The 25,584-nt window shown below is 42.1% G+C and carries 19 protein-coding genes, 2 pseudogenes and 1 riboswitch; of the genes and pseudogenes, 11 read left to right on the top strand and 10 right to left on the bottom strand.

What is annotated here, in order from left to right; genetic code table 11:
- Window positions 1-484 precede the first annotated feature (484 nt).
- Window positions 485-850 carry a hypothetical protein gene (locus FC98_RS10385; RefSeq protein WP_008855359.1) on the bottom strand — a complete coding sequence of 122 codons (366 nt, stop codon included), beginning with the start codon at window positions 848-850 and terminating at the stop codon, window positions 485-487.
- 196 nt (window positions 851-1,046) lie between these two features.
- On the opposite strand from FC98_RS10385, the gene FC98_RS10380 reads away from it, so the two are divergent.
- The 3 genes from FC98_RS10380 to nrdI all read left to right on the top strand — a co-directional run bounded on the left by FC98_RS10380 (window position 1,047) and on the right by nrdI (window position 6,510).
- Complete coding sequence (locus tag FC98_RS10380; RefSeq protein ID WP_056949535.1) at window positions 1,047-2,435, top strand: hemolysin family protein; 1,389 nt, start codon at window positions 1,047-1,049, stop codon at window positions 2,433-2,435.
- Between the two features lie 404 nt (window positions 2,436-2,839).
- Window positions 2,840-5,971, top strand: a complete 3,132-nt coding sequence (locus FC98_RS10375; protein ID WP_056949534.1) for a YfhO family protein — start codon at window positions 2,840-2,842, stop codon at window positions 5,969-5,971.
- Window positions 5,972-6,060: 89 nt separating this feature from the next.
- The gene (gene nrdI, locus FC98_RS10370; RefSeq protein WP_040470651.1) at window positions 6,061-6,510 is read left to right on the top strand and encodes a class Ib ribonucleoside-diphosphate reductase assembly flavoprotein NrdI; all 450 of its coding nucleotides are present in this window, start codon (window positions 6,061-6,063) and stop codon (window positions 6,508-6,510) included.
- 75 nt (window positions 6,511-6,585) lie between these two features.
- On the opposite strand, the gene FC98_RS10365 is transcribed toward nrdI, so the two are convergent.
- Both FC98_RS10365 and FC98_RS10360 read right to left on the bottom strand, forming a co-directional pair.
- Window positions 6,586-7,764 carry an MDR family MFS transporter gene (locus tag FC98_RS10365; protein WP_040470649.1) on the bottom strand — a complete coding sequence of 393 codons (1,179 nt, stop codon included), beginning with the start codon at window positions 7,762-7,764 and terminating at the stop codon, window positions 6,586-6,588.
- A 475-nt stretch (window positions 7,765-8,239) separates the two neighbouring features.
- A complete protein-coding gene (locus tag FC98_RS10360) occupies window positions 8,240-8,980 on the bottom strand; it encodes an Ig-like domain-containing protein (RefSeq protein ID WP_056949533.1) in 741 nt (246 codons plus the stop codon).
- Between the two features lie 267 nt (window positions 8,981-9,247).
- Between FC98_RS10360 and zwf the strand changes: the two genes are divergently transcribed.
- Together zwf and gndA are read left to right on the top strand one after the other, a co-directional pair.
- Window positions 9,248-10,726, top strand: a complete 1,479-nt coding sequence (zwf, locus tag FC98_RS10355; RefSeq protein ID WP_040470645.1) for a glucose-6-phosphate dehydrogenase — start codon at window positions 9,248-9,250, stop codon at window positions 10,724-10,726.
- A 167-nt stretch (window positions 10,727-10,893) separates the two neighbouring features.
- Window positions 10,894-12,327 carry an NADP-dependent phosphogluconate dehydrogenase gene (gene gndA, locus FC98_RS10350; RefSeq protein ID WP_056949532.1) on the top strand — a complete coding sequence of 478 codons (1,434 nt, stop codon included), beginning with the start codon at window positions 10,894-10,896 and terminating at the stop codon, window positions 12,325-12,327.
- A 256-nt stretch (window positions 12,328-12,583) separates the two neighbouring features.
- On the opposite strand, the gene FC98_RS10345 is transcribed toward gndA, so the two are convergent.
- Window positions 12,584-13,462 (bottom strand): LysR family transcriptional regulator, encoded by an 879-nt coding sequence (locus tag FC98_RS10345; RefSeq protein WP_054656002.1) that lies wholly within the window; start codon window positions 13,460-13,462, stop codon window positions 12,584-12,586.
- A gap of 143 nt (window positions 13,463-13,605) precedes the next feature.
- On the opposite strand from FC98_RS10345, the pseudogene FC98_RS10340 reads away from it, so the two are divergent.
- The 3 genes and pseudogenes from FC98_RS10340 to FC98_RS10330 all read left to right on the top strand — a co-directional run bounded on the left by FC98_RS10340 (window position 13,606) and on the right by FC98_RS10330 (window position 16,178).
- Window positions 13,606-14,466, top strand: a pseudogene (locus FC98_RS10340) (aldo/keto reductase).
- A gap of 11 nt (window positions 14,467-14,477) precedes the next feature.
- Complete coding sequence (locus tag FC98_RS10335) at window positions 14,478-15,515, top strand: alcohol dehydrogenase catalytic domain-containing protein (RefSeq protein ID WP_008855348.1); 1,038 nt, start codon at window positions 14,478-14,480, stop codon at window positions 15,513-15,515.
- A 21-nt stretch (window positions 15,516-15,536) separates the two neighbouring features.
- Window positions 15,537-16,178, top strand: coding sequence for an NAD(P)H-binding protein (locus tag FC98_RS10330; RefSeq protein ID WP_008855347.1), 642 nt, complete (start codon window positions 15,537-15,539; stop codon window positions 16,176-16,178).
- 473 nt (window positions 16,179-16,651) lie between these two features.
- Here the strand turns inward: FC98_RS10330 and FC98_RS10325 are convergent, their stop codons facing one another.
- The 3 genes and pseudogenes from FC98_RS10325 to lepB form a co-directional block, all read right to left on the bottom strand.
- On the bottom strand, window positions 16,652-17,335 hold the full coding sequence (locus FC98_RS10325; RefSeq protein ID WP_008855616.1) for an NADPH-dependent F420 reductase: 684 nt from the start codon (window positions 17,333-17,335) through the stop codon (window positions 16,652-16,654).
- 2 nt (window positions 17,336-17,337) lie between these two features.
- Window positions 17,338-18,384, bottom strand: a pseudogene (locus FC98_RS10320) (LLM class flavin-dependent oxidoreductase).
- A gap of 250 nt (window positions 18,385-18,634) precedes the next feature.
- A complete protein-coding gene (lepB, locus tag FC98_RS10315; RefSeq protein ID WP_008855614.1) occupies window positions 18,635-19,219 on the bottom strand; it encodes a signal peptidase I in 585 nt (194 codons plus the stop codon).
- Between the two features lie 243 nt (window positions 19,220-19,462).
- Here lepB and FC98_RS10310 point away from each other — a divergent pair, with 243 nt between their 5' ends.
- On the top strand, window positions 19,463-20,062 hold the full coding sequence (locus FC98_RS10310) for a TMEM175 family protein (protein ID WP_056949531.1): 600 nt from the start codon (window positions 19,463-19,465) through the stop codon (window positions 20,060-20,062).
- Between the two features lie 494 nt (window positions 20,063-20,556).
- Here the strand turns inward: FC98_RS10310 and FC98_RS10305 are convergent, their stop codons facing one another.
- On the bottom strand, window positions 20,557-20,799 hold the full coding sequence (locus FC98_RS10305) for a hypothetical protein (RefSeq protein WP_008855612.1): 243 nt from the start codon (window positions 20,797-20,799) through the stop codon (window positions 20,557-20,559).
- A 72-nt stretch (window positions 20,800-20,871) separates the two neighbouring features.
- Window positions 20,872-21,216: a hypothetical protein gene (locus tag FC98_RS10300; protein WP_081467778.1), complete on the bottom strand. Its 345-nt coding sequence runs from the start codon at window positions 21,214-21,216 to the stop codon at window positions 20,872-20,874.
- A gap of 107 nt (window positions 21,217-21,323) precedes the next feature.
- Here FC98_RS10300 and FC98_RS10295 point away from each other — a divergent pair, with 107 nt between their 5' ends.
- Window positions 21,324-22,841, top strand: a complete 1,518-nt coding sequence (locus FC98_RS10295; RefSeq protein ID WP_040470789.1) for a multicopper oxidase family protein — start codon at window positions 21,324-21,326, stop codon at window positions 22,839-22,841.
- Window positions 22,842-23,239: 398 nt separating this feature from the next.
- Window positions 23,240-23,403, top strand: a riboswitch (M-box (ykoK) riboswitch).
- A 743-nt stretch (window positions 23,404-24,146) separates the two neighbouring features.
- Here the strand turns inward: FC98_RS10295 and FC98_RS10290 are convergent.
- Window positions 24,147-25,169: a lipocalin-like domain-containing protein gene (locus FC98_RS10290; RefSeq protein WP_056949530.1), complete on the bottom strand. Its 1,023-nt coding sequence runs from the start codon at window positions 25,167-25,169 to the stop codon at window positions 24,147-24,149.
- Window positions 25,170-25,323: 154 nt separating this feature from the next.
- Here FC98_RS10290 and FC98_RS10285 point away from each other — a divergent pair, with 154 nt between their 5' ends.
- Window positions 25,324-25,584 (top strand): TetR/AcrR family transcriptional regulator, encoded by a 261-nt coding sequence (locus tag FC98_RS10285; RefSeq protein WP_056949529.1) that lies wholly within the window; start codon window positions 25,324-25,326, stop codon window positions 25,582-25,584.

Below are 25,584 nucleotides of genomic sequence, written 5' to 3'. Positions count from 1 at the left end.
AAAGAGTGAGCGGAGCAAAGCGGTTAGAAGTCGGAGCCTAAGTTGAATCACGCAGAAATCCCCGGGCCTGGGATTTTTGCGTGATGTAGCTTAGGTGCAGACTTCTGCTTTGCGGAGCGGTCCTAATCTATGTAGCAGCACAATGACTGAATGGCTTTGGACTTTTTATAACGAGGGATTAGGTACAAGTCTCTGTTTTCGAAAAACAGCTACTGAACATATAAAGGGTCCTACCTCTAAAATCCCAAAACCAGGATTTCCGCCGTTATCTAGTGGAATGGTGCTCCGAAAAGCAGGTGCTAAACATATAAAGGGTTCACCCCTAAAATCCAAAACCAGGATTTCCGCCGTTACCTAGTGGAATGGTGCTCCGAAAAGCAGCTGCTAAACATATAAGGGGTTCATTCCTAAAATCCAAAACCAGGATTTTAGGAATGAACCCCTTATATGATCGCAGCTAAGCGCTTTTCTCCGCACACTTATCTTATCTTACTATCTTCTTATCCAACACTTCCGACAACTCTTTCAAAGCATCATCCCTGCTCTTGATAACATCCATATTCCAAATAATGGAATCAATGTCACCACCAGCGAAGTCAAACTTTTCAAAGTAAATATATGGATCTTCATCGCTCTTTTGGAAGACCTTGTCAATTCTTTCGGCAAAGCCCTTCGTCCAATCGTCGTCATCCATTTCTTTGAAATCTTTTTTAGTGACGTAACCTTTTTGTTCAATCAGGTCAACCGCTTTTTTAACATCGTCATCCGAATACTCAAATTTCTTGTCGGTCTCTCGTTCTGCTTGATCGGCTTTTTTCTCTGCTGCACTTTCCTTAGCCTTTTCAGCCATAAACCTACATCCCCTTATCTTGTATCTACTTACTAGCGTAGCACTGTTTCCTGTCAAAATTAAGAAAAAAGTTACCTCCAGTTTTCAATAATCCGCAAATAACTTAAAAATTCTCTTGTTCGGGCGTATAATTAGAGTTAATCTGAAGTTTACAAGATTCGTATTAATATTAATATTTGAAATGAGGAATTGAATTTTGGGAGATAGCCAGATACTGACTAACCTACTGATCGTAATTGTCACTTTCTTCTTCGCAGCGTTCTTTGTTGCTAGTGAGTTTGCCCTGGTTCAGACACGAGCCAGTGCACTGGAAGAACGTAAGAAGGATCTGATTCGAGGCAAGGGTAAAAAAGCCAAAGGAATCAAAAAGCTTGATAGAGAAATTCACATGGTTACCAATCTCAACGAGTATCTATCGACAACCCAAGTGGGCGTTAGCTTAGCCGGAATCATTTTAGGTTACTTAGGTGAATCATTTGTCGTTACAATCCTAGTCGACGTCATGGAAATCCATAACTCGCCGATTGATCCAACCACCGCCCATGCAGTTGGCGCAGTGCTCGGAATTATTATCTTAACTTACTTAGAAGTTGTTTTAACTGAAATTATACCAAAGAACATCAGTATTGACATGCCACTGAAGGTATTGAGCTTCATTTCAACACCTCTGCATTACTTCCATGTTATCTTTTACCCGTTCGTGTGGTTACTGAACATTTCCGCCAACGGGATCGTTAAAATGCTGGGGCTACAAGTTGCCAACGAAAATGACGAGTCATTCTCACAAGCTGAAATCCTTAACCTATCACGAAACGCGGTTAAAAGTGGCCAGTTGGAACAAAATGACTACCTATATATGCAACGAGCGTTTCAACTAAACGATAAGGTTGCCAGGGATATCATGATTGACCGAACCCAGTTAGTCGTTATTGATATCACGACGACCGTTAAACAAGCCGTTCAAGTATACTTGCAGAAAAAGTTTAGTCGGATTCCGGTTGTTGCCGATAATAATAAAGATAAAATTCTCGGCTACGTGTATGTTTACGATCTTATCCGCCAATCTCAAGTCGATTCGTCGATCAAAGTTGACCGGTTATTAAGGGACATTTCAACAACACCGGAAATGACCCCAATTACTGATGTTTTGCATCAAATGATCGACAAACGTACCCCAATTGTAGTCGTGGTTGACGAGTATGGTGGTACATCCGGAATTATTACCGATAAAGATATCTACGAAGAATTATTTGGAACCGTGCGGGATGAAATTGATCCATCATTTACCGAGTATATTTTCAAGCAGCCAAATGGTACTTACCAGGTTAACGGCAAACTCACAACGCATGACTTTGAGCGCTACTTTGACGCTGATTTTCCTGAGTTTACGACCTCTGACGCAGTTACTTTAGCCGGCTATTTCTTGGATAATTATCCAGATATCAAGGCCGGAGATGTCATTTCATTTGAAAACTTCGACTTTAAAATCATTGACTATGAAAATTCATTTATCAATTGGTTTGAAGTCACCAAACATCAGCCGGTCAATTCAACTAATGAAGACGACTCAAACGATGCAACTTAATTTATCATTATTAACAAGGCTGTCCCAAGATATAACTTTTTGGTCAGCCTTTTTACATATTATCGGTGTATTATTATTTTGTGGAACGGCTGTAGGAGTAGTGGCTTTCGTATAAGAACTTCTGGGAAAAATTAAACTAAGATTTTCCCGCAAATCAGAAACCTGCGTATAAGCACCTCGGGTAAAAATTCCAGAACCAGGAATTTCTACCCAAGGAGACTTATACTCCGACTTCTAACCGCCTGGATCCGCTCACTTTTCTTAGGACAGCTCCTCCAAGCAACAATCTGCGCGTAAGCACCTCTAACAAAAATCCCAAAACCAGGGATTTCTGTTAGAGGAGACATACGCTCCGATTGTTAACCGCTTGGATCCGCTCACTTTAATTTTTGGAGGGATTTCACTTGAAAAAGCTATGGCAAAAAACACCAGCTTGGATTACCTATTCGGTGCTATTTGTCGCACTAATCTGTGTTTTAGTTGGATGCTTGTTTATGACTGGTCGATCAATGATTTGGGAGCTTGACGGTTTGGCACAGCATTATCCAATTCTGGTTCAACTACGCCACATGATTGCAACGTTTATCCATAATCCAAGTGGCGGTTTTACCCACTGGGCTTGGAATATCAGCCTGGGATCCGATCAGTTAACCAACTTTTCTTATTACGTTATTGGGGATGTATTTAACTACTTAATTATCCTCTTTCCAAAGAGCCAGATCGAAACTGGTTTTGCGTTCCTGGTCTTTCTACGAATGTATGCTTCCGGCCTCGCATTTCTCTTATACGCGTCATCTTATAAATTCAAGAAATTCAGTAAAGTCATCGGTGCGCTTGCGTATACATTTAACGGTTATGCACTCGCAACTGGCTTACATCATCCATTCTTCATCTTGCCATTAATTTTTTTCCCGTTACTATGTTACGGCATTGACCGGGTCCTCACGAATAAATCATGGTTGCCACTCATTTTTGCGGTTTTCATCGTCTTATTAGGCAATTTCTACTTTGCCTGGATCTTAGGGATTGGCGCCATTTTCTACACAGTCATCCGGACCTTCAGTCTTTGGAAACACCCTGACTTCCATCTCTTCAAATCAATTGGTAAATTAATTGTCTCGGTTGTTTTGGGATTAGGAATGTCTGCCATTGTGTTCATCCCCACGATTATGTTGGCCACCGGTTCAACTCGGATTACCAATAATTTTGCCAACGGGATGACATTATTTCCGCCAGAATATTATCTCAATATCGCCGATTCGATCCTGCCAACGGGGCGGGCAATGAACTTCTGGCTGGTCATTGGCATTTCAGCCGTTTCATTTCTCGGCATTATCTATGTCCTCCGCCATTTCAAGAAATATCTATGGCCTAACGTTGGCCTTATTGTCATCCTAATCGGCATTTTACTGCCAGCGTTTGGAGCCGTGATGAACGCTTTATCAACTCCCTCAAACCGCTGGGTATTACTGGGTAACCTCATTTTTGGAATGGCAACGGTCGTCTTTATTGACAATCTTGACAACTTCACCAGAAAAGACGTGGCCTGGTTTGTTGCCGCGGCAGTTCTATTACTGACCATCATTTGGGCCACTAATGGTTTCTTGTTAAACTTGAAGCCTCATGATGCCGTCACCTATGGTATTTTGCTACTAACGGTCATCGTCGTGCTCAGTGCCGTCTTCTTTAACTGGCGCAGTTCAACCAAAAAAATCGCTATCTTAAGCGTGTTCATGCTAAACATCGCCAGCAATATCATCGGTATTTATAGCCCCAACGCAAGCAATTTAGCGATTCAACAGTTAAACCGTGGGTTAGCAACGCGGTTTAGCAACGACTACTTTAACGGTGCCAATCAGTATCTAGCTAAACAACCCGGCTTCTTTAGAACTTCCAAGGCCCCCCGTTATCATTACAATCAACATTTACAAAATCTAGCTAACTACACGAATACCAATACCGATCTTTCAATGAACAGCGGCCTGAACGACGAATCGGTGTATCTCACCCTTCAAAATGGCTATCTGGGAAAATTCTCTCAAGCCGTTGGTAACAGTCAATTCTCAATGAATACGCCAATTGCCCAAGGGGACTATCGAACCGCGTTTAATGATCTACTAGGTGTTAAGTATATCTTCGCTAAAGCTAATACCGATAAGGCACCCGTACTCCCCTATGGCTACAAACCCATTCGTGATAAGAATGGCAAAATCAAAACCTTTCAGGCAGCGCCACGGGTTAATGCCGTTCCAGCAATTGAAAATATGGATGGCACCAACATTTACAAAACTAATAACGCGTTGCCACTTGTTTACCTGCAATCTAAAACCGTCTCACCCAATACGTTTAACCGTTTAAGCCCAGTTGATCGGGAACGGGTCATGACTCAAGGCGCTGTTGTGAACAAAAATAGTGATAACACACATCCGCTAACGTACCACTCCCCTAGCCGTCAACTAAAGTATTCCGTTCAAGTTGATGAGACTAAGGTCATTGATTCCGGAGACCAGCTAACTAAATACCGGCTAGGAATTCTGGGTGATGCCGATGCTGACAAAGTTATCAAGCAACCCCATGCTCAAGTTAGTTTAGGGGCTAACCTTCAAAAGACAAAGGATTTACTCGCCACCAACCGAATGATTCTGGAAAATAACGACTATACAAACCAAAACGGATTAAAAGAAATGACTTCAGATGTTACCGGCAAACCGTTTGACTATTACCTCACGATTAATAAACCCAAACAAACTAAGAATGCCGAACTCTTTTTAGTCCTTTCCGGAATTAAACAAACTGATAGTTCGATTGCCGATCATAACAAGTGGTACGAGAACCAATATTTACTTCAAAACAAGCTTTATTCAAGGCTTAGTAAGCTAAATGCCGCCCGCCATGACCTACTGAAGCCAACGTTCGGCGGGTACCTTTTCGATGCTCGGGCCAAGGGCTTTCATAATGGTTATGCACAATATGACAAGGATAACCTCTCAAACTATCGTCAAATTAATAATATGGTTCTAAACCTTGGTTATAACACGAGCTCTCGTAAAACAATCAAGCTCAACTTTAACCTGGTTAAAAACATCAAGTTTAAGTCAGTCAAACTGATTGCAATGCCATACGATAAATCCTACGATACCCAAATGGGCAAATTAAAGCGAACCGGCCTGCGGAATTTATCCGTTCACCAAAATGACGTTATCGGCACAGCGACTACTAAACGGGCTGCTACGTTAGTAACCTCGATTCCTTACTCAACTGGCTGGAAACTTACAGTCGATGGTCAAAAGGCCAAGACGTTCGTCGTTAACAAGGGCTTTGTCGGGGCCAGTCTTCCTGCTGGAACGCACAAAATTCATTTCAAATACACAACACCAGGGTTAATCCTTGGATCACGTTTGTCTGCTGGCAGTGCGGTGATCGTCATTCTACTGATGATCTTTGCTGGCTTCCACAAATTGTTTTACCGAGAAAAGAAGGTCCCTCGACATACTGCCAGTCATTTGAAGGGCCATTCGAATGATTCCGAAAAGTAAGGGCTTGCGAAGTTAACCAACAATCGGTACAGTAACTATGAGGAATATGGAAATACATCACCCAGTGATATCTATTGAGGAGGTTCATTTTGAGTCCAATACGAATACTATTTATTTCAATCGAAGGTAATACCCGTTCATTCGTTAAAAAGCTTGCCGGTTATGCAACGGGGATGCATGACCAAGATAGTCATAATCCACTAGTTGAATTTGAGGAAATTTCGGAACAAACCGACTTCGCCGATGAGACTGATCCGTTCTTTGCCTTTGTGCCAACGTACTTAGATGGTGGCAATGGCATCGACACTGGCGTCAAGGAATTAATGACCAACACGCTTGGCGAATACATCGACTACAATCAAAACGCATCGCTCTGTCAAGGAATCGTTGGCAGTGGTAACAAAAACTTCAACGAACAGTATTGCCTGACCGCCCGTCGGTACGCCTCAAAGTTCAACGTCCCCTTTCTGGCTGATTATGAACTACGAGGAACGGGCCGCGACGTGGAACGAATTTATGAACTATTAGCAAAATTATGATCAAGAGTAACTAAAGCGGCCGTAAAACCAACGCATATGCTGGTTTTACGGCCTTTTTGCTTAATTCAAATTTAATTAGTTAGTTCCCTTTGCCATTCCCTGGCTTCGGTTGACGATCATCAGAATAATCATAAAAATAATAATCAAACCAGCGGCTAATAAAAATAGTCCCCAGTAAGACGCAAAGTCGAGAATAATGCCACCAAATAACGGGCCGACCGCACGGCCACAGGACATAAACAAATTGTACATTCCTTGGAATTTTCCCCGCTGTTGCGGTGTCGATAGACTGTCAATCCAAGCTGGAATACCGGGAAAACCAATCATTTCACCAATTGTGGTGATAACCATTACAAAAATAAAGGCCGGGTAAGTCTTCGCAAAAATCAGGCAAACAAATGAAGCCGAAAAGATCGTTGCCCCAACGTAGGTCTGAGTACTCAGCTTTACTTTGGTACTAACCCGATTGACGAATGGCTGTCCGAATACAATCATTAACCCGTTGAGCGTCCACAATAGACTGTAATTCTCAAACGAAATGTGCAGGTTTGTCATATGAACTGGAACAACGCTTTCCCACAGCGTGTATGCCAAGTAAACTGCCAAAACAACCCCACAAATGGCCATTACCATTTTATTAACATTGCTTTCTGGTGGTGCTCCTGGTGTAACCACTTTTGTTGGTGCTCGGCGATCAACCGCTACGTTAAAATCAATTAAGGTAATGATCAGCAACGTCAGGTAGAAAAGCGACGTGACCATGAAGACCACCGTCACGCCATGCTTCAATAGGAACCCAACCATCAACGTTCCAATCACAATCCCAATGTTTTGACCAATGTATAAAACATTGAAAATGGCCCGGGTCGAACGACTCTTAATACTGGCGGCATATGAATTTAATAGGGTCATACAACAGCCGTCTCCAAATCCAACAAATAATAACAGAATCGAGAAAATCGGCCATCCATGGAAAAAGATCAAAGTGATAATCGCCGAAGTAGAGATTAGAACACTAATGATGGTTGTTAAATACGGCGACCACCTATCAAACAAATACCCACCTAAATAATTCCCTAACATCATAAAAACAGACATCGCTAACAACGTCAGACCAGCTAACGTCAGTGATTTATGTAAGTAGTTATGCATATAGACCGTCACCAGCGGCCACATGAATGACGCCCCTGCGTTCAAGATCAATGAATAAATGATGACCGAATTAAATCGGATTTCACTTCTCTTTTTAAACAATTAATCAATCCCTTCGTCAACTTCAATGATGCCTAGTATCTCTTTATCCATTCTCGCATATTCTGGCGGAAAACAAAACTATCTCAATAAGTATCTTTCGACAGTGTGACGGGGCAATTTAGTAGACAGAAAAACGGACTGCAACAAAGTTTGAGTTGCAGTCCGTTTGGTTTGGTTGTTAGTTTAGTATCCCTATTCAAGTCAATGGGATATTATCGAAAATCTAAGAGCCTTGGCGACACAGAAAAAATGTGCTCCACCAAGCAGAGACTTGCACCTAAGCCTTCTCCGCCAAAAATCCAAACCCGGGATTTCATTTCCTGGCTTCCTAGTTATCGTCCCATCTCACATAGAGTAGGACCGCTGCGCAAAGCAGAAACTTCCACATAAGCACCTCTAACAAAAATCCCAAGCCCAGGAATTTCTGTTAGAGGAGACTTATGTTCCAGTTTCTAACCGCTTTTCTCCGCTCACTTTATTTTTCTAATGCAAACTTATAATAATGCAATGGTGAATTACCATACTGTACTTTGACCGCTTTATTTGCCTTATTTACGATAATAAAGTGGGTATTATCAGTAAATCTCAGATAGAACTTCTGGTATGTCTTATGACCTCGTTGACGATACGTGATCCCCCAGAACGTTTTACTGTAGGTTGTGACCTTGTAGTTCGCATAGTTAATCAGCTTGCCTTGGTACTTACCGTTCTTGTAAAGTCCTTGGTTCAAACCACCTGCTTGGCTAAACTTGGTAACAACCGTGTAGCCATTGTTATTACCTGAACGCCATGTTCCAGTGGGTTCACTAATGCTGATCTTATTAGATGAATTAGAAGCATTCGTCTTGCTAGTTGAAGTTGAGGCGGTGGCTGAAGCTGCTTTAGCCGCCTTAACGATCATGATTCGATAAAAATAAGACGTTGAAGATTTTCTCGCGTAAACGTATAATTTCTGATTTGCTTTGACGCTCGTATGCAAATCCGCACTAAACTTACCAGTTTGGCTATCAGCCGTTGTTGTCGAGAGTACTTTTTTGTTAGGTGTTCTCACGATAATCGAAACGCCCTTAGTAGCCGTTCCGTTCACACTGTTGGAAGTTGTATAGACATTGTTAACCTTTAGAGATGGTGAACTACTTGCTGAAGCAGTACCGCCCAATCCCACTAGGAATGAAAATACAACCGCAAAAAAGGTAATTATTTTAATTTTCTTCATCATTACTTACTCCTAATCTTTAATTTGCAATCTATATTATAAGTGATCGGCTTAAAAAGTGCTAAGATGTTTACCCCATTTATAGGTTTCTTAATAAACCCTGACTGTAAATTTCATGAAATTATTGAAAAAAATTGTAATGAAAATAATATTCATTTACATCGGTAATACGCTTTTGTTGTGCAGATTTGTGTTATATAATGTTAGCGAACTGGTATAGACAATATATCTGATTACTTAGTTAATTTATTGATAGGAGTGAACATTTTGCCAACTGAAAGACGTTCTTTGATCGTGCTCTTCGGAGCGACTGGTGACCTTGCCACCCGTAAGCTTTATCCAGCAATGCTAAAGCTTTACGAAAAGGGAAATATTCGCGAACACTTTGCTGTGATTGGGACTTCCCGTCACAAAATTGATGATGAAAAATACCGAGAGATTGTTGAAAAATCCTTAGCAAAAGAATCTAGTAATAAGAAGATGGTGAGTGAATTTGCTAGCCATTTCTACTTTGTAACCCATGATGTGACTAACGTTAGTCACTACGCTAACTTAAAGGCAAAATCTGAAGAGCTTGATAAGAAATACAGCCTGGGCGGTAACCGGGTATTCTATATTTCAATGGCGCCAAACTTCTTTGGCATTGTTGCAAAGAACTTGAAGACCCAGCACTTACTTTCCGATAACGGCGGCTTTAACCGCTTAGTTATTGAAAAACCATTTGGCCGTGACTTCGACTCAGCTAAACAATTAAACGACGAGTTGAGTGCCGCTTTTGAAGAAAACCAAATTTTCCGAATCGACCATTACTTAGGTAAGGAAATGATCCAAAACATCGAAGCCATCCGCTTTGGGAACACCATTTTCGAAGCCCTTTGGAATAACCGATATATCGACAACATCCAGGTTACTTTAGCTGAAAACCTTGGCGTTGAAGAACGGGCCGGCTATTACGATAACTCCGGTGCCCTTCGTGACATGGTTCAAAATCATATCATGCAAATTGTCAGCCTTCTTGCAATGGAGCAACCGGTTGCATTTAAGGATACTGATATTCGACAAGAAAAAGTCAAGGCCCTACGTAGCTTACGAGTTTACAACGTTGCCGAAGCTTCAACCAACTTTGTTCGCGGCCAATATGGCGGTGTTGGCAATTCTAAGGAATATCGCCAAGAAGACGGTGTGCCAAAGGATTCTAACACTGAAACCTTTGTTGCCGGCAAATTGTTATTTGATAACTACCGTTGGTCAGGGACCCCATTCTACATTAGAACTGGTAAGAAATTGGCTGACAAATTTACCCGCGTGGACGTTGTCTTCAAGAAACCGCTCGTAGATATCTTCTCATTCCCACAAAGTGGCAGCACACCTTTGAATGCCAACGTTTTGACGATCTTCATCGAACCAAACCAAGGCTTCTCATTGATGGTTAACGCTAAGAACAGTGAACAAGGCTTCCACACGGAACCAGTTAACCTACAATTCCTTGAAGATTCTAAGCGGACTAAGGAAACACCACAACCTTATGAACGTCTAATCCATGATGTTTTGAAGGGTGATGGCACTAACTTCGCTAGCTGGCCAGAAGTTGCCAGTGCTTGGAAATTCGTTGACCAAATTCGGCGAGTATGGGATATTCAACAACCAATGTTCCCTAATTACATTCCAGGCTCAATGGGCCCAGTTTCAGCAGATGAGTTGCTAGCCCGTGATCACAGAGAATGGGTATATAAACTGAACAAGTAGTTGTGAAAAGCATTTTCAAAATTCCGTTTATCATTTTCACAATCTTTCATGTTAATTGAACAAATTCCTATTATAACGTGGCTTTTTGTTCACTTTATACTTGTGAGATGGTAAACTAACGATGTAGTAAGATGTAGTAATTCTTAAAAGAAAAGGATGGTTTTTAAATGTCTGATCAAAAAGCAAACATTGGTGTTGTTGGTATGGCCGTTATGGGCAAGAACTTAGCCCTTAACATCGAAAGCCGCGGTTACACCGTTGGTATCTTCAACCGTACCGGTGCCAAGACTGAAGAAGTTATGAAGGATCATGGGGACAAGAAACTTGTTCCTAGTTATACAATCGAGGACTTCGTTAAGTCTCTTGAAACCCCTCGTCGAATTGTCATGATGGTTAAAGCTGGAAAACCAACCGATGCTGTGATTGATGAATTATTGCCATTACTCGATAAGGGTGATGTTTTAATTGATGGTGGTAACACAAACTTCCACGATACGATGGCTCGTAATGCCCGTCTTGATAAATCAGGAATCAACTTTATCGGCATGGGTGTTTCTGGTGGTGAACTTGGTGCCTTACAAGGTCCTTCACTTATGCCAGGTGGCCAAAAAGAAGCTTATGACTTGGTAGAACCAATTCTTAAGCAAATTGCTGCCAAGGCTCCTGCCGATGGCGAACCATGTGTTACTTACATCGGCCCTAACGGTGCTGGTCATTACGTAAAGATGGTCCACAATGGTATCGAATATGGTGATGAAGAGTTAATCGATGAAAGTTACAACATTTTAAGAAACCTCGCTGGTTACAATGTTGACGAATTAGCTGACATTTATAAGGACTGGAACAAGGGTGAACTTGACAGTTACTTGATCGAAATTACCGCTGATATCTTGACTCACAAAGATGACCTTGGCGATGACAAGAGCAAGCCAATCGTTGATATGATCCTTGACCGTGGTGCTAACAAGGGTACTGGTAAGTGGAGTTCACAAGATGCTCTTGAAATCGGTATCGATCAATCAGTTATTACCGAAGCCGTTTATGCTCGATTCATTTCAATGTTCAAGAAAGACCGGGTTGCAGCTTCTAAGGTACTTCCAAAGCCTAAAGCTGACATCGACTTTAACAAGAAAGAAATCGTTGAAAAAGTCCGTGAAGCCCTCTACTTTGGTAAGGTTATGAGTTATGCCCAAGGCTTTGACCAATTAAAGGCCGCTTCAGACCAATACAAGTGGGACATCAAGTTAGGCGAAATGGCTAAGATTTGGCGTGCCGGTTGTATCATCCGAGCTCGTTTCTTGCAAAACATCACCGATGCTTACGACAAGAACCCAGCACTTCAAAACTTACTGCTTGACCCTTACTTCACTGATATCTGCAAGAAGTATCAAGAATCAGCTCGTGACGTTGTTGCGCTTGCTACAAAGGCCGGCGTTCCAGTACCATCATTAGCTGCTGCCGTTTCTTACTACGATTCATATCGTTCAGAAGTTGTTCCTGCAAACCTATTGCAAGCACAACGTGACTACTTCGGTGCTCACACATACGAACGTGTCGACCGCCCAGGAAACTTCCATTATACTTGGTATGAAGAACAATAGAGTGCTGAACCCAACGGTTTGACGCGTTAATATAACAAGGGCCATCAATAATCCTGGTTTTGGGATTATTGATGGCCCTTGTTATATTGTTAGCGTCAGTTGGATGAAGCACGTTTTAGAGTGCCCTTTAAGCCGTTTAGCTTTTGAGCATTAATTAAAAAAATAAGTACTGATATGCGGGCTTTGCGTATCAGTACTTATTTTTGGGTTAAGCGAAGAAAGCTGGTTTAAATGGCCCGTTTCTACAAAGTAGGCTTTATTTGGGCCAATCCTTAACAATTTCCTTGAGAATCGGCTGAACAACAGGTCGTTCACGCTTTAAATAAGTGCCATAAAACACCATTTTATTCTGCGGATCATCAATTTGAAGTGCATTCCGATTCCCCTTGCCAAAGCGATTGATGGTGGTGGGAGCTTCTTGACTTAAATTTGAAAAGAAAAACGGAAAGTTTGAATACTCACTAATTTTACTCATTGCACTAAGATTCTCTTGATAGAGAAATGACGCATCTGGAATATTATCTTCGACCACTTGACGCCAAGGGCCAATATCTTGAACAACGATGAAACTCAACCCAGCTAAATCTTTAAATTTAAGTCGTTTCTGCTGTGACAACGGATTAAAGCTATCAAGCCCAACTCCTAGATACTCGATCCCGACATACATAGATTCAATATCATCAGTCACAATTTCTTGATTGGTAAAAATGAGCTTTTCTTTGAAATTTTGCAAATCACCAATGACATTATCAGGATTAATAGTTTGATGAGTAATAATTAGCTCAGCGTTAATCCTACCCTTGATCTGTTCCAAGAATCCAGTTGGTCCCGGAGCCACTGAAGCAACTGCAATCTCATTCTTCAACCGATCATAATTAAGAACTTTGTCCGTGAAGTTATTTTCTGCTTTTAGCAACTTCTCGGCTTCTCTGGCAGCTAATATGCCAGTCTCATTAAGCTTGATCCGGTTGCTAACCTGACGATCAAACAAAGTCACCCCTAGCTCCTGTTCAAGTCGCTTCATCCCTCGAGTGACCGTTGGTTGCGTGATCATTAAATGCTCAGCAGTTGCGCTAAGCGTTCCGTATCGTTGAAAAGCGACAAGTTCTTCCAGCAACTCTAAATTGACAGCCAAATCGAACCCTCCCTTTGCTATGCATTAACTGTATAGTAACATACTTAATTGGTAATTTTCTTCCGCAGAGCCTCAACGTATACTAGGAATCGTTGATAGATAAATAATGTTAATTTGAAACTTATAGCAAGGAGATTTTAATCATGCAATACGTAACTTTAAATGATGGTCATAAAATGCCCCAACTTGGATTCGGTGTCTTTCAGGTTCCTGATTTAAACGTCGCTGAAGAAGCCGTTAGTGATGCACTGGATACCGGTTATCGGTTGATTGACACCGCTGCCGCTTACGCAAACGAAGAAGCGGTTGGCAAAGCAATCAATAATAGCAGCGTTGATCGGGACGACATCTTTGTCACATCCAAATTATGGGTGGATCATTTTACCTATGAAAAGGCAAAGCAAGGAATTGATGATTCTCTGAACAAGTTGGGCCTGGATTATATCGACCTCTACTTACTTCATCAGCCATATGGCGACATTGCTGGTGCTTGGCGGGCGCTGATTGAAGCCCAAAAGGCTGGTAAGATTAAGTCAATTGGCGTTTCTAACTTTGCTCCCGACCAATTGATGAACTTAGAATTAATGTCAGACGTTAAGCCAGCAATGAATCAAATCGAAGTTTCACCATGGTTCCAGGAACATGATGCCGTTTAATTTGCTAAAAAGCAAAACATTCAAGTAGAAGCTTGGGCACCATTCGCAGAAGGCAAACACGATATTTTCACCAACGAAACCATTGCCAAGATTGGTCAGAAATATGGTAAAGCAAATGGCCAAGTTATCTTACGCTGGTTAATGCAACGCGGAATTGTGGTTATTCCAAAATCCGTTCATAAAGCCCGCATGGCAGAAAACTTTAATGTTTTTGACTTTAACCTCGATGATGATGATATGAAGCTGATGAGCAGCCTCGACAAGAACGAAAGTCAATTCTTTGATCATCGCGACCCTGCTGCCATCGAAAGCATCTTTGGTCAAAGTTTAAAAGCATTGCGTAATTAAGGAGGAGAAAAATGAAAGCAGCCGTCTTTATTAAACCTGGTCAAGTTGAAATCCAGGAAGTGCCAAAACCCCAGATTGATGGTGACAATCAGGCGTTGATCCACGTCGTCCGGGCCAGCGTCTGTGGTTCTGATCTGTGGTGGTACCGAGGAATCACCGAACGCACCGCTAATTCACTGGTAGGCCATGAAGCAATTGGCGTCATTGAAGAAGTTAGCCCTGATGTACACAACTTTCATCCAGGTGACTTTGTCGTCGTGCCATTCACCCATGGTTGTGGTCATTGTGTTGCCTGTTTAAACGGGTTTGAGGGTAACTGCCTTAACCAAAAGCCCGGTGGCAACGGTGGCTATCAGGCTGAGTTTATGAAGTACGAACCAGCTAATTCCGGCCTTGTCAAGATACCGGGTAAGCCTGAAGATTACACAGACGAGCAACTTGCATCCCTGCAAACCTTGTCTGATGTCATGGCAACCGGCTTTCACGCAGCCAAAAACGCCGAAATCAAAACAGGCGCAACCGTGGCTGTCATCGGCGATGGTGCCGTGGGCCTCTGTGGCGTCATTGGTGCCAAACTACTAGGTGCAGAAAAGATTATCCTATTAAGTCACCACGAAGACCGAGCTGAATTAGGAAAACAATTTGGCGCCACAGATATCGTTTCAACTAAGGGCGACCAGGCCGTTACAGATGTCTTAGCCCTAACTAAAGAAAATGCCGGCGCCGATGCAGTTCTTGAATGTGTCGGGGCTACTAGCGCTATTGAGCAGGCTGGCCAAATTGCCCGTCCTGGTGCCGTCATTGGCCGAGTTGGCGTTCCGCAAACTGAGCCCAAGTCCAACCAATTGTTCTGGAAAAATATTGGCCTGCGAGGTGGGATTGCCTCAGTTACTAAGCCGGACAAGGAAATTCTGTTACAAGCAGTCCTTGATGGCAAAATTAATTCGGGAAAAGTCTTCACCAAGACCTTCGACCTTGATCATATTGAAGACGCCTATGAGGCAATGAGCAATCGTGAAGCAATTAAATCGTTATTAATCATTAAATAATCAATAAGGGTGGTAAAATTTATGACAAAGTATGTCGTTTTAGCAGCAACCGGTCAAATTGGTCAATTAACAGCACAACGTTTATTAGATCATAGTGATGCGGACCTTGTTTTATTTGGTCACAACGCCGACAAACGATTAAGCAAGTTTGCTGGTGATCGGGTGAGCTTAGTTGACGGTGACTTAAAGGATACCGATGCGTTGAAGAAGGCTTTTGCTGGTGCAGATGCTGTATTCCTTGCACTGGTTACAAGCCCTGATATTATACAACCACTCATTAAGACGTTAGACGATAGTGGTGTCAAGCGGTTCATCGCAATGTCCATACCAGACGTCTACAAGGAAGTTGCTGGTCCATTCCAGGCTTGGTACCGCGAACACACCGGGCTCGTTTGGAAGACTAATTACGTTGACACAGTTAACGCGATTGAAAATTCTGACTTAAACTACGTGATTTTGCGGACGACCTGGCTCTATAACGACCCAACCAAGACAGAAGTTAACGTTACCAAGAAGGGCGAACCATTTAAGGATGCCCAAATTTCTCGGGAAGCAGTGGCTAAGTTTGCCGCTGACCTCTTAACTGGTAAACAAGATTACCACCATGAAAGCCTGGGAATTGGTGAGCCTAACACGGAGTGGACGAAACCGAGCTTTTATTAAAGTGAGCAGAGCAAAGCGTTTAGAAACTGGAACATAAGTCTCCTCTAACAGAAATCCCTGGTTTTTGGGGATTTTTGTTAGAGGTGCTTATGTGGAAGTTTCTGCTTTGCGCAGCTGTCCTAATAAGTGAGCGGAGCAAAGCGTTTAGAGATCGGAGTGTAAGTCTCCTCTACCGGAAATCCCCGGTTCTGGGATTTTTGGTAGAGGTGCTTACGCGCAGATCTCTGCTTTGCGCAGCTGTCCTAATAAGTGAGCGGAGTAAAGCGCTTAGAGATCGGAGTGTAAGTCTCCTCCACCGGAAATCCCCGGTTCTGGGATTTTTGGTAGAGGTGCTTACGTGCAGATCTCTGCTTTGCGGAGTAGTCCTCATCCATGCCGCCGAGAATCAACCTCTAATTTCACTCAATCAAATATCAAAAAACAGCTTCAGCCAATCAATCACCATGGCTAAAGCTGTTTTTATTAACGGAAAACTAAGCACTCTTCCCCGCCTTAATCTTCTTTCCAAATTCAGTTTCATCAAAATGATCAATCACATTCTGTAAATCTGGTTTGGTCAAACTGGCCCCAAACAATTCACTACCGGGTTCAGTCATAATCCCATCTGCAAGATTATAGTGAACAACCGTATCAAATCCCATGGTGTCCACAAACGCCGCAATCTCATCGACCGCTTCCTTATTATCACCAGTCACGAACAATGCCTTGCGATTCTCAGCACCAACTGGTCGCGCCTCTTCTTGCAGATTATGGTAACCCATGTGATTAAACGTCTTTACAACGGTACTCTTATTGAAATAGTTTTGCACTTGTTCACTAGAGGTTGATGACGGATCTAACACTTCTTCACGAATGCCGTCGGTTTCCCACCAATAGTTCATCGCATCAATTACCAGCTTGCCTTTAAGCAGCTTGGGCTTAATATTTTTATAACGACTAAGGGGAATTGCCAAAATGACTAAATCACTTTTACTAACAACGCCTTGATTAGTTGCTGGTGTTGCCCCTGGAACCAGGGTTTCGATCGTCAAGGCGATTTTTTGAACCGATCCAGAGCCTGAGATTCTCACGTTATAGCCAGCAGCTAAAGCAAGTTGAGCTAGGACAATCCCAACTTTTCCGGCACCCAGAATGCCAACGTTTTTAATTTTAGCCATGACTAACCCTCCTCAGTCAGAATCTCTTTAACACGGGGAATGACCTTTGTTCCATAGAGCTCAATCATTCGTTCACGTTGGGCAGCGGTCTGATTACCAGCGCCATACACGAGATCGAAGCGGCCAAGATCAAGCAGCTTAATTGTTCGGGCCATTCGTTAGGCAACGTGTTCCGGATTGCCCACGTAAAACGATCCAACCTTTGTTTCGCCATCAAACTGTTCTCGGCTCATTGGGGCCCAGCCACGCGTCAAACCAATTCGATCAAAGTTGGCCTTGATATTCTTCCACGCCACTTCAACCGCTTCATCCTCGTCATCGGCAATAAAACCATGGGAATGAACGGCCACTGGGTAGACCGGCATTCCAAATTGACCGGCTGCCTTCTTATAGAGGTCAAGGTAAGGAACAAATCGGTCCGCCTGACCACCAATAATTGCTAAAATAACTTTGTAACCATACTTGGCAGTTCGAATAATTGATTCCGGTGAGCCACCAATCCCAATATAGGTTTCGATGCCATCGTAATCAGTCTTTGGATAGACATCTTGATCCTTAAGCGATTGTGTAAACTTGCCATGCCATGTAATCGGCTTTTCTTTGATTAATTGGCTATACATTTCCAGCTTTTCGTTAAATAAATCGTCGTAGTCCGTTAAGTCATACCCAAATAATGGAAAAGATTCGGTAAAAGACCCCCGGCCAAGCATGACTTGCGCGCGGCCTCCTGATAATCCTTCGAGCGTTGCAAATCGTTCGTATACCCGTACTGGATCATCCGAGCTCAGAACCGTAACGGCCGTTGCCAATTTAATCTGTTTCGTAACGGAAGCAATTGCCCCTAACACGATCTCAGGACTAGAAACACTATAATCCGGTCGATGATGTTCACCAACCCCAATCACATCAACGCCTAATTTGTCGGCCAGTTCGCCCTCTTTAACAATCTGGCGGATTGATTGTCCCGCTGTTAAGAGAGTGCCATCTTCAGCAGAAACAATGTCCCCAAACGTTTCTAACCCAAATTGTAATTTGTCTACATCAACCATATTCTTCCTCCTGCCACTTACTATTTATAAGTATGATATAAGATTATTATAGATTGCGGTAAAAAGCAAGTAAGTGAGCGGTAAAGCGGTTAAGGATCGAAACACTTCCTTTGAGACAAGTTCACTTACAGCGCTTACGGGCAGATTGCTACTAAGCGAAACAGTCCCTGTGGTAAAGTGATTCAGCATCCGTTCTAAAAATAGGACCCATTACCAGTGCTTTCACACCATTAATGAATCCTAAGTGAGGTTAGTTACCAATCTTATATGCCTGATTAATTTGATGACTCTTTTTCTGGAACGGAAACGCCTTCGTCACGCCTTGAATCTTATCCTTATCAACAAATCCCCAATAACGGCTATCATCAGATATTGACCGATGATCGCCAAGGACAAAGTATTTATCTTTAGGAATTTTCGTCACTTGTTTATCGCCTACCCAGTGACTAGATAATGACTTGAGATTCCAATCACCAGTCCCGCTAGTTCGTTGATCAGCACTGATATAGCCCTGATAAAGTTTCGTATGATTAACATAGATATTGCCATCGTGGCTTCTGACCGTGTCACCAGGCAATCCAATCACCCGTTTGACATAATAGTCTTTTGAAGTCGCCTGCGGATCTTCTCCGTGAGCATTAAAAACAATCACCGAATTTCGATGAATCTTAGCCGTTCTTAAACTGACTACCATTTGTTTATTCTGCAAGTTGGGTTGCATTGAATCGCCATCAACAAAGTCTGCTGAAATAACAAATTGTTTAATTCCAAAGCCAACAACTAATCCAATTGCAATTGGAATAATCCAGCTGAATACTTCCTTAAAAATTTTCAATTAAGTCACCAATTCCTAACTTTAATAATGCTTGTTTATTGTTTAATGGTCTCCCATTCATTGAGCCACTCAATAATTCTATCATCTTATGCCAGCTTAACCAACCGAATTAGTAAATGACTGATCATAATCATCCTTTTAATAATTGGGTCCCTTATCGTTGATCATCCTAAAGTTAACGGGCTGTTTCCTAATCTTATCACCAGAAAAGCCGTATATTATTCTTAGGGGGTGGGCTTAAAAATGAATAAAACACGAGTGGAAGCATTCACCGATGCTGTTCTAGCAATTATCTTAACCATTATGATCTTGGAATTTAAAACACCTGAATCGTTTTCAATTTTAGCAGTGGTTGATCAAATCCCATATTTGATTTCATATGCCGTTGGTTATTTGTTTATTGGAACTGCTTGGTACAATCATCATTACATGTTTGCGAAGACTAAACGAGTAACTAAAGGCGTTTATTGGGCAAATAACTTTTGGATGTTCACGACGTCCTTTATTCCCGTTGCGACTGCTTGGGTGGGCCGTGGTTTGAACAAACAGGGACCAGAAATCTTTTATTTCGGCGTTTATCTGCTATGGTCAGTATCGTATTTTATCCTTTCCTACATGCTAGCAAATGCTAATCAGCGTGATCAGCGGCCAGAAGCAGCGGCTAGTATCCGCCAAATGGCGATTTACCGGTTTATGCGTGACTGGCGAATGGCGGCCATCCAACTTCCAATCACAATCGCTGCTCTTTACTACTTGCCAGCACTACAAATGGTCATTGTGACCTTGCAAATTATTTTGGTTGGGGCAAGGAGTAATAAAGATAGTGATCGGTTGTTTGACTAATATGGTGAACTAAGCAAAGGATTAATAATCGAACCTTCAGCCGCCTATTTCGAGAATTCCCTGGGCTTGGGGTTTTCAAAGTGGGTACTTATGTGCAAATTATTAGTTTCAATCCGCATTTTCACAATACAATAACCCGAATTCAAAAAATAGATCAGCCATCCAGAGATTGGATAGCTGATCTATTTTTACATTTGTCCTTGTACAGGGTTAAGTTAGAGCTAAATTTTGGAGTCCTTATACAACCTAGATTAGGACCGCTTCGCAACTACACATAAGCACCACAACCAGAAATCCCCAAAGACCAGGGATTTAATTATGGCAACATGGTGGAAACGTGCTGCATCAAGCAGAAAACTGCTCACTCTTCCTAGGACAGCTCCTCAAAGCAGAAGCTTGCACATAAGCTACCCCACTCAAAAATCCCAGACCCAGGGATTTCTGAGTGGGGCAACTTATGCTCCAGCTTCTAACCGCTTTGCTCCGCTCACTCTTTATTCATGATGCGTAATTCCACTCAGTCGGTCAAGCGTTTCTTGTTTAAGGTAGTAAGGGGTAATTCCATCATCTATGGCCTTGGATAATAGCCCCTGAGCCTTCTTTTGGGCGATTACAGTCGGTACTTTTAGCGACATAACAGACTTATTAATCACCATCTGATGAACGTCGACACCCGTCTTGTAGTGTAGTGGCTGTTGTTGCTTTTCCTTTGATTGGTTAGTCTTTCCTTTAGCCATGAAGATCCCTCCTCACTATTGATTGATTAACTTCATGATAGCAAATTCTAAATTGAAAGTATATTTAAACGACTAGTCACGAACGCTAATTTTCTTAAACTTATCTTCGTACCACTGATCCCATGAACCAGCGGCTAAATTCCCATTCGAATAATAGTCTGGATTAATAACTGAAATGACGTGTCGAATGTCTTGACCACGGTCAGCCAGTAAGTCTGCTCTCATCTGTTCGGGAGTAAAGGCCTTGTTTTCAAAAACATAATGATTAATATCAGCTAAATAATAATCCACTTTGTACTCGGCTAAAATCTCAAGATCATTTTTCTTTAACCACCGTAAGTAAAAATTAATGAAATCTTGAGTTGCTTTTTTAGTCGCTGCTTCATCTAACTTATCGAAAGATACTACATCTGCCAAAGTGCCACCTCCTCTTATAAATCCATTATGCCACAAATTCTGGGTTGTAGTCTAATTATGTAGTATGATTAAAGGGAATCCAAATTAATCAAAGGATGCGGATACTTATGTCAAACCGAAAAGTTTATACGGACTATTTTTTTGATGAACCTGCTTATAACACGCACGATGGTGGCTTTATTCCACTGGAGGCGCCTAAAGTTCCTCAAAAAGCGCTCGCAATTCCAGAACCATTAAAGCCAGATGAAGAAACTGATACGGATATGTATTATACGGTCACGGCTCAAACTGGCGAGGTTCAGTTATTACCAGGTACTAAAACAAAAACCTGGGGATTTAACGCGCCCCTTCTTGGTAAAACCATTATTTTCAAAAATGGCAAAACCATTCATATTACTTTGAAAAATGAGTTACCAGAATTAACAACCTTTCACTGGCATGGTCTGAATGTTCCCGGCCCAATTACGGACGGTGGCTGCCATGCACCAGTTTATCCTGGTAAGAGTACTCAAATCGAATTTAAATGTCATCAGCCGGCCGCTACTCTCTGGCTCCATGCCCATCCATGCCCATCAACCGCTGAGCATGTTTGGAAGGGGCTCGCTACGGGTGTTATTGTTAAGGATGACATTGAATCTAAATTGCCATTCCCCAGAAATTACGGGGTGGATGACATTCCACTAATTTTGCAGGATCGTCACTTTCACGAAAACAATCAATTTGATTATTTAGCCGACTACGATCCTGACGGTGTCCAGGGGCCAACCCCAATGATCAACGGGACCATTAACCCCTATTTCGATGTGACAACCCAACGACTCAGGCTGCGGCTTCTCAATGGTGCAAACCGTCGTGAGTGGCGGCTTCACTTTAGCGATGACCTCAAGTTCACCCAGGTGGCATCAGATGGCGGTGTTTTACCTGAACCAGTCGACTTTACCCACTTAATGTTGACCTGTGCTGAGCGGGCCGAGATCATTGTGAACTTTGGTGATTATAAGCCTGGCGATACGGTTACACTGTACTGTGATGACGTGCCAATCGTTCATTTCAGAATCCATCAATTTACGCCTGACAACACGAAAATCCCTGATCACTTGGTTGATATTCCAAATCCTGAAGTAACGCCGGGCACGCAAGTTCATAAGGTTGTTATGTCTGGCATGGACGAAGAAGTTATGATGAACGATAAGAAATTTGATATGCAGCGAATTGATGACCGCCAGAAAGTTGGCAACGTTGAATACTGGGATATTTCCAACACAAACGATAAAAGTAATGGCATGGTGCATCCCTACCACATGCATGGCACCCAATTCCGTGTGATTTCAAGAAACGGCCAGGCTCCTTATCCAAACGAAAACGGATTAAAGGACACGGTTGGCGTTAATCCTGGAGAAACGGTTCGCTTAAAGGTATGGTTTGAACATCTTGGCGTCTTCATGAACCACTGCCATATCATTGAACACGAAGACGGCGGTATGATGGCCCAATTTGAAGTCTACGATCCTGACCAACCAAAGACATATAAGTTGATGGACATGGATACGCTAATGAATGCTTTTGCCAAAGAGCGTGGCGTTAAGGTAGCAGATTTACACATTCCGGGAATGGATAATATGTAGCCTGACTTTAACGCACCGTTATTGATTCTTTTTAAATGATTTGTAACTAAGACCCGCTCACTTAATCTAGGCTGAGTGGGCCTTAGTCTACCCTGAGAGGTCGATAGCACGTGTTAAATTTTGGAAGCTGCAGTATTCAATCAATATCAGATGGGTGGTCAAAACCGCCATGCCACGAAAATTGATGGCTTAGTCTCATTCCTAACTATTTTATTTTTAGGACTGCTGTGCAAAGCAGAAAGCTGCACCTAAGCCACTTCGTTCAAAAATCCAAGCCCAGGATTTCTGAACGAAGCAACTTAGGCTCCGCTTTCTAACCGCTTTGCTCCGCTCACTATCTAATCCTTATAATTGCAAGCATCGATTCGATATGATATGATACGTGTAGAGTGATAAATGAATATAGCTGTTAGGTGAGGCTCCTATGTGAAAAATGCTACTGCTCAGAAACGTCGAAAAACGCCAATGAGTCAGCTGTCCCAGTCAAAGTAAGGCTTGGACTAACGTGGCTGTTATTATAACTACATCACATAGTGCTAAAGCTCAACGACTGGCGAAAGTGTTATTTTGTGTGTCCAGTCGTTCGCGGCTGGACATTTTTCATTCTAACTAAAAACTTTAATTAAAGAGGTGAGAGTTATGACAACTGAATTTATAGATCCTGGAGCGTCGAAGCATCAGTCTACCAAGGGAAAAGCGGTTGTGATAACTTCCCTCACAGCTTTGATTTAACGAGAAATTGTTACAATCGATTTTCCCAAAATCATTAATTGTCTGAGTATCTAAACGGTTTGTTTCTTGCTTATTAGCTTTAGTGCTAGATGCATCACAAGAAATTCCTCGACTTCGTTTGTTTAGATGCCTCATTCATTTGGGAATTCGGTTAATACAATTTCTCGGTGGTTTTGATCATTGAGGTACTGACGTACTTGTGATCAATCGATTAATGCAATCGACAAACGCTTCACCTTTTAGGAGACTAATTGGGGAGAATGCGATTAATCGTCCAATATTGCCAACACATAAATACGATAATAATAGTAATTATGAGGGACATTACCTCCAAGAATCTGGTGGAAACTGATTCTTGAAACATGACTGCTATCTTATCGAATTAATAACATTATAAAGCCGTCAACGTAAATCCGTTGACGGTTTTTAATTTTCCGTATTCCGTTTTTAGGATCTACTTATTTTTTCTTTGGCAATAGGCCCTTACCACCAAAATTGTATTCGTAAAGCATGGTCCCCTCAATGGTCTCGGTCTGCCCGTTACGCGTAATCGTCAACCGAGTTTTGGCATTGTTAACGCGTATAAGTCGGCTGTTGCTGAATAGCGTCAAATTGTTGTTTTTGCTTGTCGTCCGCTAAGCCATAAATATCAATTGTGTTGATTTCAGTTGGCTGCATAATTTCATAGGTTACCAGAATATCCCCTTTAGAAAAGGTGTACCGAATGTCTGATGGATACTCTTTGTTCGTCGCTTGTTGAACATAAGTGTCGAGCATCTCAATCTTGACATTCTTTTCATCCGTGATTTCTAGCAAACGATTGCCCTGATCATCATCGATGGTAAACAGTGGAATCTGAGTCAACCCAAATTGTTGACTTGCAACCATATCATAAATCAACACGCTATATTTCCCGATATTTTGCCGACCCCATAACCAATGGTGAAAAGCCACCGTGGGACTAATGTTAGACCATTGGTGATTATAGTAGGCCGAACCGCTTACCGCCTTTTGTTCACCATCAATTAAAATGGTTCCGCTAACCTTTAAGCGCGTCACACAAATAAAATTATAATAGGTCTCAACGTTGCCAAAAGTAATATAGCCCGTTCCTGGTCGAAAGGGTTTTGTCTCTGCATCGAAGTGGAGGTCAATTTTACTCTTGTGTTGAACACTCTTTTTTCCTTCCATGACGATTTCCTGGTCGAGTTCGGGTTCCACGTGGAAATTGTAATGCGTAAAATCCTCACCAACCAAATAATTTGGCCCAAACTTCAAATCACAGGTCTGTTGACTAATGCTAACCTGGCTATCTTGGTATAATCGATAATCAAAAAAAGTGGGTTCACCCTGCTTCGTGTAGTTAATGGCAATGTTTGGATTATAGCCTTTTTTATTCTGTTGGGCGGCTGACTTTGTGCGCGTTCCCAACACCAAAGTAGAACCATCATCAAAGGAACAATCTAAATACCAGATTTCCGCTTGGCCAGCCGCATCCGTCCCGCGGATACCATCCTCCCACGGTTCAAGCTTATTCGGGTTGATCCCTAACCTTTTATAATTTTCTGGTTGATTCATAATTTTACTAATTTTCATCGTTTTTCCTCCATGTCTATCTGCTAATCAACGCTTAAGCATGAATCGAGTATAAAAGGAATCACGTAACTGCTCAATGGTCAAACATGCTATACTTATTACATAAGTAACACTCTCGTCCTAACCATTACTTTTTGAAGGAAGATTAGCTAAAATGGACTTACGCGTTCAACGAACCGTCAAATCAATCGAACATGCTTTTGTTAGCCTGACCTTGGAGCAGGGATTTGAATCGGTAACCGTTCGTCAAATTTCAAAACAAGCCGAAATCAATCCCAAAACTTTTTATGACCACTATCATGACAAATATGACCTTGTCCATCAATTAGAGGCCCGTTTTTTAGACCGCTACCAGCAACTCCTGAGAAGCTGTCTAAAATCTCTTAAGAAGCTGTCCAAGATCTATGATTTTTGA

The organism is Lentilactobacillus kisonensis DSM 19906 = JCM 15041 (assembly GCF_001434135.1).
In the GTDB taxonomy this organism is placed as follows: Bacteria; Bacillota; Bacilli; order Lactobacillales; family Lactobacillaceae; genus Lentilactobacillus; species Lentilactobacillus kisonensis.
Note: the sequence above shows the minus strand (reverse complement) of the source record. Positions and strands in the feature narration are given on the sequence as shown.